This is a genomic window from Bradyrhizobium sp. 18BD (assembly GCF_054185225.1).
On record NZ_JAVAYL010000012.1, the window covers coordinates 56,513 to 70,267 of the forward strand.

The following is a 13,755-nucleotide window of genomic DNA, read 5'->3' on the forward strand; positions in this document are numbered from 1 at the left end:
CCCGTTGAGAGCGGGGTGCGCCGGTTCGCCTCCGGCTGCCAGTCACGGTTGCAAAAAGTGAAGTCACCTTCGACATGGCATCTCTTTGAGAGAGATGCTGGACGCTCCGGGTTTGCTTCGTCGTCTGACCGTCAAGTCTTGCGACCTTCAGTCTTCTGACTTCTGCACTTCCGAAGAGCCCCTCGGCTTCTTCACCCCTTGGCGGCTGTCCGGCCTCTTGTCCGGATACCTACCGACTGACACACGACCACAGGCACGTGCGAAATTGGGCAAGAGCGCACATAAGCGTTTTGACTCCGCTTCGCAAGAATTTTTTTAGGCTGCGGACAGAATTGCCTAACATCTGCTTGCGCGGTGTTGCGCGAGCGAAGCGGAAGATGAACGTGCGTTAAGTTTTCTGTGTCGCGCGTGTGTCCTTACGCCGCGCGACCGGGCGTCAGCGGCGCTTCGTGAAGGGCTCGACGCGCTGCGCTGCGCGGATGAACGCAGTCATCACCAGCACGCCGAGTGCGAACAGCACGGCTTGCAGGATGTGCGTGCCCTGGTCGCCGAGGCCGAACAGGATCGCAAGCGCCCAGCCGCCGGCGAAGGCCGCGCCGAACACCTCGGCGCCGATCAGGATGGCGGCGCTGATGACGGTGATGACGCTGGGCCAGGCGATCTGGCGGGAAGAGGAGGCGGGCGCGTTCATGAACTCAGGAGTCCCTAGGCTTCGAGGGCCGCAATGTCCCCGAAAAGGCGGCCGGGAGCAAGGGCAAATGGCCCAAAAAAGCCCCATCGCGTGCTATAGCTGGCCCCAACAAATCAGCTCAAAAATCGAGATTTGCGATGTCAGAACCCCGCCAGACTACGGACTCCGAGACCAATCCGCTGCTGAAGGCCTGGGTGACGCCGTTCGCGACCCCGCCCTTCGACGAGATCAAGCCGGAGCACTTCCTGCCGGCCTTCGAGCAGGCCTTCGCTGACCACTCCGCCGAGATCGCGGCAATCACCAACGATCCGGCCGCGGCCGACTTCGCCAACACCATCACGGCGCTGGAGCGTTCGGGCAAGCTGCTGAACAAGGTGGCGGCGGTGTTCTACGATCTCGTCTCGGCGCATTCCAACCCGGCCATCCTGGAGATCGACAAGGAGGTCTCCTTGCGGATGGCGCGGCACTGGAATCCGATCATGATGAACGCTGTGCTGTTTGGCCGCATCGCTCAACTGCACGAGAACCGCGCCTCTCTTGGTCTGTCGCCAGAGCAACTCCGCCTCCTTGAGCGCACCTACACCCGCTTCCATCGCTCCGGCGCCGGCCTTTCCGAGGAGGCCAAGAAGCGTATGGCGGAGATCAACGAAAAGCTCGCCCAGCTCGGCACGAGCTTCAGCCATCATCTGCTCGGCGACGAGCAGGAGTGGTTCATGGAGCTGGGGGAGGCCGACCGCGAGGGACTGCCCGAGAGCTTCGTCGCCGCCGCCAGGGCTGCGGCAGAAGAACGCGGCATGGCCGGCAAGGCCATCGTGACGCTGTCGCGCTCCTCGACCGAGCCGTTCTTGAAGAGCTCGGCCCGGCGCGACCTGCGCGAGAAGGTCTACAAGGCCTTCACGGCGCGCGGGGACAACGGCAATGCCAATGACAACAATGGGACCATCGTCGAGATCCTGAAGCTGCGCGAGGAGAGCGCCAAGCTGCTCGGCTATCCGACCTTTGCCGCCTACCGGCTCGAGGATTCCATGGCCAAGACGCCCGACGCCGTGCGCGGCCTGTTCGAGCGGGTCTGGAAGCCGGCCCGTGCCCGGGCGCTCGCCGACCGCGACGAGATGCAGGCGCTGATCACGGCGGAGGGCGGCAATTTCAAGCTCGCGCCCTGGGACTGGCGCTTCTACGCCGAGAAGCTCCGCCTCCAGCGCGCCAATTTCGACGATGCCGCGATCAAGCCGTATCTCACGCTCGACCACATGATCGCCGCGGCCTTCGACTGCGCCACGCGCCTGTTCGGCATCACCTTCGAGGAGCGCAAGGACGTGCCGGCCTGGCACCCGGACGTCCGGGTCTGGGAGGTCAAGGGGCCGGACGGCAAGCACAAGGCACTGTTCTACGGCGACTACTATGCCCGGCCGTCAAAGCGCTCCGGCGCCTGGATGACCTCGCTGCGCGACCAGCAGAAGCTCGACGGCGAGATCGCGCCGCTCGTCATCAATGTCTGCAACTTCGCCAAGGGCGCCAATGGCGAGCCCTCGCTGCTGTCGCCCGACGATGCCCGCACCCTGTTCCACGAGTTCGGCCATGGCCTGCACGGCATGCTCTCCAACGTGACCTACCCGTCGCTGTCGGGCACGTCGGTGTTCACCGACTTCGTCGAGCTGCCCTCCCAGCTCTACGAGCACTGGCAGGAGCGGCCCGAGGTGCTGCAGCAGTTCGCCCGCCACTACCAGACCGGCGAGCCGCTGCCGGACGATTTGCTGCAGCGCTTCCTCGCCGCACGAAAGTTCAACCAGGGCTTTGCCACGGTCGAGTTCGTCTCCTCGGCCCTGGTCGATCTCGAATTCCACACCCAGCCGGCCGCCGCCGCGCAGGATGTCCGCGCCTTCGAGAAGAAGGAGCTGGAGAAGATCGGCATGCCCGAGGAGATCTCGCTGCGTCACCGACCCACCCAGTTCGGCCACATCTTCTCCGGCGATCACTATGCCGCCGGCTATTACAGCTACATGTGGTCCGAGGTGATGGACGCCGACGCCTTCGGCGCCTTCGAGGAGGCCGGCAACATCTTCGATCCTGATGTCGCCAAGCGCCTGCACGACGACATCTACTCCTCAGGCGGATCGGTCGATCCCGAGGCCGCCTATGAAGCCTTCCGCGGCCGCCCGCCCGAGCCCAACGCGCTGCTCCGCCGCCGCGGCCTGCTCGACGCCCCGAAGGCGGCCTGATGGGCATGCGCGCCCTGTTCGGCCTGCTGCTTGCCGCCGGCCTCACGCTCGCGGCCAGCGCGGCGCGCGCGCATCCGCATGTCTGGATCACCGCGACCAGTGAGCTGCTTTACGCTCCGGACGGCACCATCACCGGTGTGCGCCACGCCTGGACTTTCGACGACATGTTCTCGGCCTATGCGGTGCAGGGGCTCGAGAGCAAGACCAAGGGCGCCTACACCCGCGAGGAGCTGGTGCCGCTGGCGCAGACCAATGTGGAGTCGCTGAAGGAATACGCCTACTTCACCTTCGCGCGAGCCGACGGCAAGAAGGAGCGGTTTAATGAGCCGATCGACTACTTCCTCGACTACAAGGATACGGTGCTGACCCTGCACTTCACGCTGCCGCTGAAGAACCCGGTCAAACCCAAGCAACTGGTGCTCGAAGTGTTCGACCGTTCCTTCTTCATCGACTTCCAGATGGCCAAGGACAATCCGGTCAAGCTGGTCGGCGCGCCCGCCGGCTGCCAGATGAAGCTCGATCGGCCCAGCGACGGCTCCGCCACCGCGCAGAAGCTCAACGAGCAGACCTTCCTGAACGGCGAGAACTCGAATTTCGGCATGATGTTCGCCAACAAGATCACGGTGGATTGCCCTTGATCAGTCGTCTTCAGTCTCCGCTCGCCCGCGGGCTGTTCGTCTGCGCCGCTGTCGTCGTCGTGCTGGGCGTGGCCGATGCCGCGCTCCACGATCTCCTCGCGCAAAACCCCTTCGGCGCGCCGCGCCCGGCGCAGGCCGCCGAGCCCGAGGCCAGCGGGATCATCGGCTGGCTGCTGGCAAAGCAGTCGGAATTCTATCGCCAGATGTCGGCGACGATCCGCGCCGCCAAGTCCGACGGCTCGGCGGTGTGGACGCTGCTGTTCATCTCGTTCGCCTACGGCATCTTTCACGCTGCCGGCCCGGGCCACGGCAAGGCGGTGATCGCCTCCTATCTCGTCGCCAACCGCGAGACCGCGCGGCGCGGCATCGCGCTCTCGTTCGCGTCTGCCCTGATGCAGTCGCTGGTCGCGATCCTGATCGTCGGCATCTCGGCCTGGATCCTGAACGCGACCGCCAAGACCATGTGCAAGGCGGAAGGCGCGATCGAGATCGCGAGCTATGCCCTGATCGCGCTGTTCGGCCTGCGCCTCGTCTGGGTCAAGGGCCGCACCTTCATCCGCGCGCTGCAGGCGGCCCAGCCGGTGCCGGCGATCGCCGGCGTGCCGCACGACCATCATGATCACGGCCAGCACCATCACGATGCGCACGATCATCATGACCATGATCATCATCACCACGATCATCGCGACCACGCGCACGCCCATCATCATGGCGGGCACGATCATGTCCATGACGAGCATTGCGGCCATTCCCACGGCCCCACGCCGAGCGAGCTCGCCGGCCCCGGCGGCTGGCGGCGCGGCTTTGCGGCCATCCTCACCGTCGGCATCCGCCCCTGCTCGGGTGCGATCCTGGTTCTGGTGTTTGCGCTCGCCCAGGGCCTGTTCTGGGCCGGCATCGCCGCGACCTTCCTGATGGGCCTCGGCACCGCGATCACGGTCGCCGCCATCGCGGTCGTCGCCGTCTCCGCCAAGGATATCGCGCAGCGCCTCAGCGCCGGCCGCGACGGCGGCGGCGCGCTGTTCATGCGCGGCATCGAATTTGCCGCGGCCGCCGTCGTGCTGCTGTTCGGCACGGGCCTGCTGTTCGGCTACATCGCGGCTGAACGGACGACGTGTTTCTAGGCCGAGAGCTTCGTAGCCCGGATGGAGCGCAGCGCAATCCGGGACAGTGCTGTCGCGGAAAGGCCCCGGATTACGCTGCGCTCCATCCGGGCTACGACGGCACCTTTGCGAACCCCCCTCCGGTCGGCTATTCAATTCCTCAAACGAACAAGAACAGTCGGGGGTTTCCATGTCGCGCGAAAACTTCTGGTTCTTTCATCCATTCCGGGTGCGCTATTCCGAGATCGACGGCCAGGGCGTCGTCTTCAACGCGCACTATCTGACCTATTTCGACACCACCATCACCGAATATTTCCGCGCGCTGGGGTTCGACCAATACGCGGACGCGCAGGCGAGCGGCATCGATTTCCACGTCGTCAAATCAGTGATCGAATACAAGGCGCCGGTCCGGTTCGACTGGGAACTCGACGTCGGCGCGCGCGTGGCGCGGATCGGCAATTCGAGCCTCGTCTTCGAGCTCGCCATTTTCCGGAAAGGCGGCACGGATGCGTTGGTGACCGGCGAGATCGTGTGGGTCTACACCAACCAGGAGACCCATCGTCCGGTCACGATCCCGGCATCGATGCGGGCGCTGATCGCGACGCGGGAGCGTCATCTGTCGGTGTGAGATCGCCTCACACCGGCAAGAAGCGCTTCAAGGCCGGCATGAAGAAGATCCCGAGATTGATCGCAAAGCCGATGCTCCAGAGGATCGAGCGCAAGGTCGGGCGATTGCCGAGATAAGTCAGCACATAGGCGACCCGGACGATCAGGAACAGCGCGGCGAGCTCGTCGATCAGCCGCTGCGGCGAGTCCCTGTATTCGGCGAGCAGGACGGCGAAGGCGAAGAAGGGCCAGGTCTCGATACCGTTCTGATGGGCGCCCAGCGCGCGCTGTGCGATGGCCTCCTCATAGAAGGCGGGATCGCGCGGGCGTGAATTGTCGAACCCGCGAAACCTGATCCATTTGATCGCGGCGATCGTCGCCAGATAGAGCAGCAGCGCCCCGAATACGCACCATTCCGCGAGCGTCATCTTCCCTCCCCCGCTTGAGGCGGACCCTAGCGAAACCGGGCTCATCTTGACAAGTTCGGTGCAACGCGCGACGCAACTGGCCATGACGACCGCAGCCCCCCTCGCGACCGCGAAGCCGACCCTCCAGTCCAGCCAGCCGCGCGTCGGCGTGCTTCTGGTCAATCTCGGCACGCCCGATACGGCCGATGCGCCGGGCGTGCGGGTGTACCTCAAGGAATTCCTCTCCGACGCCCGCGTTATCGAGGACCAGGGCCTTGTCTGGAAGTTCGTCCTGAACGGGATCATCCTGCGCAGCCGTCCCCGCACCAAGGCGCTCGACTACCAGAAGATCTGGAACAACGAGAAGAACGAGTCGCCGCTGAAGACGATCACGCGCTCGCAGAGCGACAAGCTCGCCGACGCATTGTCCGATAGCGCGCATGTCGCGGTGGACTGGGCGATGCGCTACGGCAATCCCTCGATCAAGTCGGGCATCGACGCGCTGATCGCGAAGGGGTGCGAGCGCGTCCTCGCCGTTCCGCTCTATCCGCAATATTCCGCCTCGACTTCGGCGACGGTCTGCGACGAGGTGTTCCGCGTGCTCGCCCGTCTGCGCAACCAGCCGACGCTGCGGGTGACGCCGCCTTATTACGAGGACGAGCCCTATATCGAGGCGCTCGCGGTCTCGATCGAGACGCATCTGGCGACGCTGCCGTTCAAGCCCGAGCTGATCGTGGCGTCCTTCCACGGCATGCCGAAATCCTATGTCGACAAGGGCGATCCCTATCAGGGCCATTGCATCGCCACGACCGAGGCGCTGCGCCGCCGGCTCGGCATGGACGAGACAAAATTGTTGCTGACCTTCCAGTCGCGTTTCGGCAATGACGAGTGGCTTCAGCCCTACACCGACAAGACCATGGAGCGGCTCGCCAAGGAAGGCGTGCGCCGCATCGCGGTGGTGACGCCGGGCTTTTCCGCCGATTGCCTCGAGACGCTGGAGGAGATCGCGCAGGAGAATGCCGAGATCTTCAAGCACAATGGCGGCGAGCAGTTTTCCGCGATCCCCTGTCTCAATGACAGCGATCCCGGCATGGACGTGATCCGCACCCTTGTGCTGCGCGAGCTTCAGGGCTGGATCTGATGTGCCTGGATCTGATGGTGTCTCCCATGAACCGCCGCGAATGCCTGGCGCTTCTTGGGACGATCGCCGCGCTGCCTCCCCCCGTGTTGGCGCAGCAGCCGAATGCGGCACGCAGGGTCGGCGTGCTCTCGGTCATCGCCTCCGACGAGGTGATCGGCCAGGCGCGCCTTTCCGAGGCGCTCGCCGCCCATGGCTGGAATGAGCAGGACAATCTCAAGGTCGACTGGCGCAGCGGCGCCGGCGATCGCGCGCGCATCGCCCGGCTTGCCGACGAGCTGATCGCGCTCAAGCCCGACATCCTGCTCGCGCTCGGCACGCCCTCGGTGGAGGAGCTGCGCCAGCGCACCACGACGATCCCGATCGTGTTCGCCGTGGTCACCGATCCCGTCAGCCAGGGCTTTGTGAAAAACCTCGCGCATCCCGGCGGCAACATCACCGGCTTCACCGATTATGACGGCCCGCTGGCCGGCAAATGGCTGGAGATGCTGACGCAGGTCACGCCGAAGGTGTCCCGCGTCTTCGTCGTCTACAATCCCGCCACCGCGCCGTTCGCGCCCTTGATGCTGCGCACGATCGAGGATGCCGCGCGCACCCTGCATGTGAACGTCGAGCCCGCGCCGGTGCAGGACGCCGCCTCCATCGCCGCGCTTGCTTCGCGCAAGGACGGCGGCCTGCTGATCCTGCCGGACTTCTTCACCATGGCCAACCGCGCGCCGCTGCTCGCGGCGATCCATGAAGCGCGCATGCCTGCGGTGTTCTGGAGCCGCGCCTTCGTCGAGGAGGGCGGGCTGATGTCCTACAGCACCGATAGTGCCGAGCAGCTCCGCCGCGCCGCCAGCTACATCGACCGCATCCTGAAGGGTGCGCAGGCCGCCGACCTGCCGGTGCAGAACCCCACCAAGCTCGATCTGGCGGTCAATCTGAAGACGGCAAAGGCGATCGGCGTCACGCTCTCCCCGGGCCTGCTCGCAATCGCGAACGACGTCATCGAGTGAGGCTGTCCGTGGCGGACGGCATCTCAGGATTCGTTAACTTTCGCTGCTAGGTCTGCGCCTGCGCGCTTTCAAGAGCCTTCCGCAAATACATATCGCGGCCGTTTCCTTCCTCTCCGCCTTGTGCAGAATCGCGCAGATACCGACGTGAATCGCGACCGCTGAACCGGTTGGGTCGTGATCCCGACCAATGACAGCGCCGGAAAAGGCCTTTTGCCGGCTTCTTTTCCGCCTTGGAGGAAATATGAGCGGTTTCGACATTTTCGCGATTGTTCTGGTGCTGCTCGTCATCGTCACGCTGATCGCCGGCGTGAAGACGGTGCCGCAGGGCTATGACTGGACCATCGAACGTTTCGGCAAATACACCCAGACGCTGAGCCCCGGGCTCAACCTGATCGTGCCCTATTTCGATCGCGTTGGGCGCAAGATCAACATGATGGAGCAGGTGATCGACATTCCCGAGCAGGAGGTTATCACCAAGGACAACGCCACCGTGACGGTGGACGGCGTCGCCTTCTTCCAGGTGTTCGATGCGGCCAAGGCAAGCTACGAGGTCGCCAATCTGACGCAGGCGATCACGGTTTTGACCATGACCAACATCCGCTCGGTGATGGGCTCGATGGATCTCGACCAGGTGCTGTCACATCGCGACGAGATCAACGAGCGCCTGCTGCGCGTCGTCGACGCCGCGGTCTCGCCGTGGGGCGTCAAGGTCAACCGCATCGAGATCAAGGACATCGTGCCGCCGGCCGACCTCGTCGAAGCCATGGGCCGGCAGATGAAGGCCGAGCGCGTCAAGCGCGCCGACATTCTCGCCGCCGAAGGCCAGCGCCAGTCGGAGATCCTGCGCGCCGAGGGTGCCAAGCAGGGCCAGATTCTTCAGGCCGAAGGTCGCCGCGAAGCCGCCTTCCGCGACGCCGAGGCGCGTGAGCGCCTGGCCGAAGCCGAGGCGAAGGCGACGCTGGCGGTGTCGGAGGCCATCGGCAAGGGCGATGTCGCCGCGCTGAACTATTTCATCGCCGACAAGTACATCAAGGCGTTCGGCCAGTTCGCGGACGCGCCCAACCAGAAGATCATCATGCTGCCGATGGAGGCGACCAGCATGCTCGGCTCGCTCGCCGGCATCGGCGAGATCGCCAAGGCCACGTTCGGCGAGAGCGCGGCGTCCGCGGCCGCTGCGGCCCGTCGCACCGGCTCAGTGCCACCGACCGGACCGACGCCGCCGGCAGTGCCGCCGCGGCAGGGGTAAGGAACGGCGCATGATTTTCCGCTAAGATCGTGCGCCAATATCAAGAGGTCGTGTCATGACCGACATGTTCGTATCGCTCGGCACCTGGAACTGGCTGATCTTCGGTTTCGTCCTGATGGCGCTGGAGACGGTGGCGCCGGGTGTCTTCCTGTTCTGGCTCGGGTTAGCTGCGCTGCTCGTCGGCCTGATCTCGTTCATCGTGGCCATGTCCTGGCAGATCCAGCTCGTGATGTTCGCGATCTTCGCCGCCGCCGCCGTGCCGGTGTGGCGCCGCCTCGCCCGGCCGAAGCTGGATGCCAGCACCAGTCCCTTCCTCAACAAGCGCACCGAGGCGCTGCTCGGCCGCGAGTTCACGCTGGAGAAGCCGATCATCGACGGCAGCGGCACCGTGCGCATCGGCGACACGGTCTGGCGCGTCGCCGGCCCGGATACGCCGGCGGGAACGAAGGTGAAAGTGGTGCAGGTCGACGGCGCCAATCTGACGGTGGCGGCGGCGTAATCCGCCGTCATTGCGAGCGAAGCGACGCAATCCAGAAACGTTCCGCGGAGACAGCCTGGATTGCTTCGCTTCGCTCGCAATGACGAGTCCGTTGAGACGACATCGCGAGACTCAGGCACCGCTCTTGCTGCGCCACCTTTCCGCAAACCGGTGCAGCGGCATGAACATCTCGCACAACTCTCGCCCCAGCGCCGTCAGTCCATAACCCCCGCCGTCGCCGAGCTCCACGAACCCGGCCTCGCGCAGCTCCGTCAGCCGTGCCTGCAGCACTGTCGGTGAAGCCTCATCGCAAGCCGTGCGTAGCGCGCGGGAGGTGAGGGGCTCGCCGCGTAGCTCCCACAATATTCGCAGGCTCCAGCGCCGGCCGAGCAGATCGAGCAGCGCCATGACCGGCCGCCCGGTGCGCGAGCCGCGGACGTTCCCTGATGCCGCCTGTTTTGCCATCGCTGCCCTCTTGCGTCGCGCTACATATAATGTAGCATATTGCTACGGTAAATGTAGCAACGGAAACAGCCCATGTCCCAGGCCACGGCGCGCATCGCCCCGCTCGATCCACCTTATCCCCCGGAGATCCAGGCGCAGTTCGACCGCATCATGCGCGGCGCACCGCCGCTGATGCTGTTCCGGGTAATGGCGGGCCACGCCCGCGCCTGGGACAAGTTCCGCGCCGGCGGGCTACTCGATCCCGGGCCGCTGTCGCTCCGTCAGCGCGAGATCGTCATCGACCGCACCTGCGCGCTGAACCGATGCGAATATGAATGGGGCGTGCATGTCGCGATTTTTGCGGGGCCGGCAAAGCTGACCGAGGACGAGGTTCGCGCGACCGTCGCGGGCGATGCGACGTCACCGTGCTGGTCGCCGGCCGAGCAGGCGCTGATTGCGGCCGTCGATGCGCTGCATCACCGCGCGACGCTGAGCGATGACGAGTTCGCCGCGCTGTCGGCGCATTACGACGAGGCGCAGATTTTGGAGATCATGCTGCTGTGCGGCTTCTACCGCACGGTGTCGTATCTGGCGAACGGGCTGAGATTGCCGTTGGAGGAGGGGGCGGCGCGGTTTCCGGCGTAGGTCTCGTCATTGCGAGGAGCGAAGCGACGAAGCAATCCCGAATCTCTCCGTAGGGCAGTCTGGATTGCTTCGCTGCGCTCGCAATGACGGAGGAGAGGACGCGTGCCTTAAGCCACGCCCGCCCGCAGCAGATCGTGCAGGTGCACGATGCCCACCACCTTATCGGCTTCCGTCACCACCAGTATGGTGATCTTGCGCGTGTTCAGCACCTCGATCATCTCGCTCGCGAGCATCGAGGGCGGCACGGTCTTCGGCTGCCTGGTCATGATGTCGTCGACCGACACCGTCAGCAGATCGGGCCGCATGTGGCGGCGCAGATCGCCGTCGGTGATGATGCCCGCAACCCCGCCGGCTTCATCGACGATGCAGACGCAGCCAAGCCCCTTGGCCGACATCTCCATCACCGCATCCGACATCTTGGTGCCGAGCGGCTTGAGCGGAATCTCCGCGCCGGTGCGCATGTAGTCGCGGACGAATTTCAGCATCGCGCCCAGCTTGCCGCCGGGGTGGAAATGCGCGAATTCCAGCGCGGTGAAGCCGCGGCCTTCGAGCAGCGCGATCGCGATGGCATCGCCGATCGCGACCTGCATCATCGTCGACGTCGTCGGCGCCAGATTGTGCGGGCAGGCCTCGCGCGCCTTCGGCAGCTCGATCACGATGTCGGCGGCCTGTCCGAGCGAGGAGGCCGCATTCGACGTCACCGCGATCATCGGAATCGCGAAGCGCGCCGAATAGTTCACCAGCGTCTTCATCTCCGGCTGCTCGCCGGACCAGGACAGCGCCATGATGACGTCGTCCGTGGTGATCATGCCGAGGTCGCCATGGGCGGCTTCGGCGGTGTGGACGAAGAAGGCGGGCGTGCCGGTCGAGGCCAAGGTCGCCGCGATCTTGCGCGCCATGTGGCCGGACTTGCCGAGCCCGGTGACGATGACGCGGCCCTTGGCGTTGCGGATCAGGTCGATCGCCTTGGCAAACGGCTCGCCCAGCGGGCCGCGCAGGGCGGCGGCGAGCGCGTTGATGCCGCCGCTCTCCGTCTCCAGGGTGCGGAGCGCGGATTCGACGCTGTCAGGGGTGGGGCCGGATGATTGGGTCATCAGCGGTTTCGAGCTCGGCATATTCAGGTCCAGGGAGGAGGGCGTTCGTTGGTCTGCTGCTTAGCACGCCCGGGCGGGCGAGGCGACGAGAGCCCCTAATGCCCTCAACCGGTCATTAACCATAATTGTTTTAACTCCATTAACGATGGTTCCGCCAGCCGGCGGGAACCATCATGAAAGTGTTTGAATTCGTTGGGGTAATTCCATCGTGGGGTCGTCTCCAGGCACCGGCCGGAGCAAACGCGCGCATTTCCTGAGCGCGGCTTTGCCATGTCTGGCGCTGACGGCCCTCGGAGGCGGTCCGGTGGCCGCCCAGAGCCTCACGCCCGACCTGTTCAATCCCAACCGCGGCGGCTTTGCCGCGCCCGACACGCTGCCGACGCGCCGCACGGCGGGCGTGCCGCAGGCACCGTCCGATGCGCTGCCGACGCTGCCGGATCCCAATGCCGATCCGCGCACGCGTCAGCAGCAGCAACAGGCGCCCGCGCCCTCGCGCGTCGGCCAGGTCCCGACCTACGGCCTGCCGGCCGCCAACGGTGCCAGCGGGTCCGGCTACGACTCGCTGAACCGCAAGCGGCAGCAGCCAAAGCTCTATCCCGGCCAGGCCAAGCCGAAGCGCCCGCTCGGGCCCGGCTCGGCGCCGCCGCCCGCAACGCCGGTGACGATGCTCGGTCCACCGCGCATCGCGCCGCCGCCGTCCGAGACCGCGCACAAGCCGCCGGTGCCGCCGGCGATGGCCGGCAACGTGCCCGGCCAGCCGCTCCGCCGCCGCCTCAGGGCCGACGACGACGCGTTCGGCGCGGTCGGCGATTATGCCGGCAGCTTCCTGATCAAGGGCGGGCTCGAGCTTTCCACCGGCTACGACACCAACCCGGCGCGCCTGAGCAAGCCGGTCGGCTCGCCGGTCATCGTCGTCGCGCCTGACTTGCTCGTGCAGTCCGACTGGGAGCGCCACGCGCTGGTCGCCGATCTGCGCGGCTCGTTCTCGGGCTACACCAACAACATGCCGGCGACGATCGATGGCTTTGCCTCGCCCTCTCCGGTCGATATCAATCGCCCCGATTTCACCGGCCATGTCGACGGCCGCCTCGACGTCGACCGCGATCTCAAGCTGACCTCGCAACTCCGCCTGCGGATCGCCACCGACAATCCCGGCAGCCCGAACGTGCAGGCCGGCCTGCAGAAATATCCAATTTACGCCAGCTACGGCACGACCCTCGGCTTCGACCAGACCTTCAACCGCTTCCAGGTCGCCGCCGGCGCCACCATCGATCGCACCGCCTACACGGATTCGAAACTCACCGACGGTTCGACCTTCAGCAACAACGACCGCGACTTCAACCAGTATGGCGGCGTCGGGCGCTTCTCCTACGAGCTCAAGCCCGGGCTGAAGCCGTTCGTCGAGATCGAGGGCGACACCCGCGTGCACGACCAGCCCGCCGACCGCAACGGCTACTTCCGCGATTCAAACGGCGGCTATGCCAAGGTCGGCTCGTCGTTCGAGTTCTCGCGCATCCTCACCGGCGAGGTCTCGATCGGCTATGCCGCGCGCAATTATGTCGACCCGCGCCTCAGCCAGCTCTCGGGCTTCCTCACCGCGGGCTCGCTGATCTGGAACGCGAGCGGCCTGACCACGGTGAAATTCTTCACCGACACGCAGATCAACGAGACCACGATCCCCGGCTCATCCGGCGTGCTGGTGCACACCTACGCCGCCGAAGTCGATCACGATTTCCGCCGCTGGCTCACCGCAATCGGCAAGTTCACCTACGGCACCTACGATTACCAGAACCAGGGTCGCAACGACAAAACCTACTCGCTCGAAGGCAATTTGATCTACAAGCTCAACCGCAACATCTGGATCAAGGGCACGCTGCGTCACGACATCCTGGATTCGAACCAGCCGGGCTCGAGCTCGCAGGGGACGGTGGTGATGGTTGGGGTGAGGCTGCAGAATTAGTACGCCTGCCCCACGCGTATTCGGTACGACAAGACGCCCGGTCATTCCGGGTCGCGCGAAGCGCGAGCCCGGAATCTATCTATCCACG

The 13,755-nt window shown here is 65.4% G+C and carries 14 protein-coding genes; 10 read left to right on the top strand and 4 right to left on the bottom strand.

The annotated features are described in order from the left end of the window. Window positions 1-436: 436 nt before the first annotated feature. Complete coding sequence (locus RAD16_RS21940; protein ID WP_326897374.1) at window positions 437-691, bottom strand: hypothetical protein; 255 nt, start codon at window positions 689-691, stop codon at window positions 437-439. A 137-nt stretch (window positions 692-828) separates the two neighbouring features. On the opposite strand from RAD16_RS21940, the gene RAD16_RS21945 reads away from it, so the two are divergent. The 4 genes from RAD16_RS21945 (at window position 829) to RAD16_RS21960 (ending at window position 5,279) form a co-directional block, all read left to right on the top strand. Continuing rightward, window positions 829-2,910: a M3 family metallopeptidase gene (locus RAD16_RS21945; RefSeq protein ID WP_458159944.1), complete on the top strand. Its 2,082-nt coding sequence runs from the start codon at window positions 829-831 to the stop codon at window positions 2,908-2,910. Continuing rightward, window positions 2,910-3,548 carry a DUF1007 family protein gene (locus RAD16_RS21950; protein WP_458159945.1) on the top strand — a complete coding sequence of 213 codons (639 nt, stop codon included), beginning with the start codon at window positions 2,910-2,912 and terminating at the stop codon, window positions 3,546-3,548. Before RAD16_RS21945 ends, RAD16_RS21950 begins: the two co-directional genes overlap by 1 nt. Then, the gene (locus tag RAD16_RS21955) at window positions 3,539-4,672 is read left to right on the top strand and encodes a nickel/cobalt transporter (protein ID WP_458159946.1); all 1,134 of its coding nucleotides are present in this window, start codon (window positions 3,539-3,541) and stop codon (window positions 4,670-4,672) included. The genes RAD16_RS21950 and RAD16_RS21955 overlap by 10 nt, the downstream gene beginning before the upstream one ends. A gap of 169 nt (window positions 4,673-4,841) precedes the next feature. Beyond that, window positions 4,842-5,279: an acyl-CoA thioesterase gene (locus tag RAD16_RS21960; RefSeq protein ID WP_458159947.1), complete on the top strand. Its 438-nt coding sequence runs from the start codon at window positions 4,842-4,844 to the stop codon at window positions 5,277-5,279. Window positions 5,280-5,286: 7 nt separating this feature from the next. Here the strand turns inward: RAD16_RS21960 and RAD16_RS21965 are convergent, their stop codons facing one another. After that, a complete protein-coding gene (locus tag RAD16_RS21965; protein ID WP_458159948.1) occupies window positions 5,287-5,685 on the bottom strand; it encodes an MAPEG family protein in 399 nt (132 codons plus the stop codon). Between the two features lie 82 nt (window positions 5,686-5,767). Between RAD16_RS21965 and hemH the strand changes: the two genes are divergently transcribed. The 4 genes from hemH to RAD16_RS21985 all read left to right on the top strand — a co-directional run bounded on the left by hemH (window position 5,768) and on the right by RAD16_RS21985 (window position 9,545). Then, window positions 5,768-6,805: a ferrochelatase gene (gene hemH / locus RAD16_RS21970; protein ID WP_458159949.1), complete on the top strand. Its 1,038-nt coding sequence runs from the start codon at window positions 5,768-5,770 to the stop codon at window positions 6,803-6,805. A gap of 26 nt (window positions 6,806-6,831) precedes the next feature. Then, window positions 6,832-7,800 carry an ABC transporter substrate-binding protein gene (locus RAD16_RS21975; RefSeq protein WP_458159950.1) on the top strand — a complete coding sequence of 323 codons (969 nt, stop codon included), beginning with the start codon at window positions 6,832-6,834 and terminating at the stop codon, window positions 7,798-7,800. A gap of 241 nt (window positions 7,801-8,041) precedes the next feature. Continuing rightward, a complete protein-coding gene (locus RAD16_RS21980) occupies window positions 8,042-9,046 on the top strand; it encodes an SPFH domain-containing protein (protein WP_458159951.1) in 1,005 nt (334 codons plus the stop codon). Between the two features lie 55 nt (window positions 9,047-9,101). Then, complete coding sequence (locus RAD16_RS21985; protein WP_458159952.1) at window positions 9,102-9,545, top strand: NfeD family protein; 444 nt, start codon at window positions 9,102-9,104, stop codon at window positions 9,543-9,545. 111 nt (window positions 9,546-9,656) lie between these two features. Here RAD16_RS21985 and RAD16_RS21990 read toward each other — a convergent pair whose 3' ends face one another. Continuing rightward, the gene (locus RAD16_RS21990; RefSeq protein WP_458159953.1) at window positions 9,657-9,989 is read right to left on the bottom strand and encodes a winged helix-turn-helix transcriptional regulator; all 333 of its coding nucleotides are present in this window, start codon (window positions 9,987-9,989) and stop codon (window positions 9,657-9,659) included. A gap of 72 nt (window positions 9,990-10,061) precedes the next feature. On the opposite strand from RAD16_RS21990, the gene RAD16_RS21995 reads away from it, so the two are divergent. After that, window positions 10,062-10,613 carry a carboxymuconolactone decarboxylase family protein gene (locus RAD16_RS21995; RefSeq protein WP_458159954.1) on the top strand — a complete coding sequence of 184 codons (552 nt, stop codon included), beginning with the start codon at window positions 10,062-10,064 and terminating at the stop codon, window positions 10,611-10,613. 107 nt (window positions 10,614-10,720) lie between these two features. Here the strand turns inward: RAD16_RS21995 and RAD16_RS22000 are convergent, their stop codons facing one another. Beyond that, the gene (locus RAD16_RS22000; protein WP_458159955.1) at window positions 10,721-11,728 is read right to left on the bottom strand and encodes a KpsF/GutQ family sugar-phosphate isomerase; all 1,008 of its coding nucleotides are present in this window, start codon (window positions 11,726-11,728) and stop codon (window positions 10,721-10,723) included. Between the two features lie 187 nt (window positions 11,729-11,915). Between RAD16_RS22000 and RAD16_RS22005 the strand changes: the two genes are divergently transcribed. Next, window positions 11,916-13,667, top strand: coding sequence for an outer membrane beta-barrel protein (locus RAD16_RS22005; RefSeq protein ID WP_458159956.1), 1,752 nt, complete (start codon window positions 11,916-11,918; stop codon window positions 13,665-13,667). The last annotated feature ends 88 nt before the right edge of the window (window positions 13,668-13,755 follow it).

Bases quoted from the DNA above. Each gene is read 5' to 3' on its own strand.
- RAD16_RS21940 (WP_326897374.1), bottom strand. From the start codon at position 691: ATGAACGCGCCCGCCTCCTCTTCCCGCCAGATCGCCTGGCCCAGCGTC.
- RAD16_RS21945 (WP_458159944.1), top strand. From the start codon at position 829: ATGTCAGAACCCCGCCAGACTACGGACTCCGAGACCAATCCGCTGCTG.
- RAD16_RS21950 (WP_458159945.1), top strand. From the start codon at position 2,910: ATGGGCATGCGCGCCCTGTTCGGCCTGCTGCTTGCCGCCGGCCTCACG.
- RAD16_RS21960 (WP_458159947.1), top strand. From the start codon at position 4,842: ATGTCGCGCGAAAACTTCTGGTTCTTTCATCCATTCCGGGTGCGCTAT.
- RAD16_RS21965 (WP_458159948.1), bottom strand. From the start codon at position 5,685: ATGACGCTCGCGGAATGGTGCGTATTCGGGGCGCTGCTGCTCTATCTG.
- hemH (WP_458159949.1), top strand. From the start codon at position 5,768: ATGACGACCGCAGCCCCCCTCGCGACCGCGAAGCCGACCCTCCAGTCC.
- RAD16_RS21975 (WP_458159950.1), top strand. From the start codon at position 6,832: ATGAACCGCCGCGAATGCCTGGCGCTTCTTGGGACGATCGCCGCGCTG.
- RAD16_RS21980 (WP_458159951.1), top strand. From the start codon at position 8,042: ATGAGCGGTTTCGACATTTTCGCGATTGTTCTGGTGCTGCTCGTCATC.
- RAD16_RS21985 (WP_458159952.1), top strand. From the start codon at position 9,102: ATGACCGACATGTTCGTATCGCTCGGCACCTGGAACTGGCTGATCTTC.
- RAD16_RS21990 (WP_458159953.1), bottom strand. From the start codon at position 9,989: ATGGCAAAACAGGCGGCATCAGGGAACGTCCGCGGCTCGCGCACCGGG.
- RAD16_RS21995 (WP_458159954.1), top strand. From the start codon at position 10,062: ATGTCCCAGGCCACGGCGCGCATCGCCCCGCTCGATCCACCTTATCCC.
- RAD16_RS22000 (WP_458159955.1), bottom strand. From the start codon at position 11,728: ATGCCGAGCTCGAAACCGCTGATGACCCAATCATCCGGCCCCACCCCT.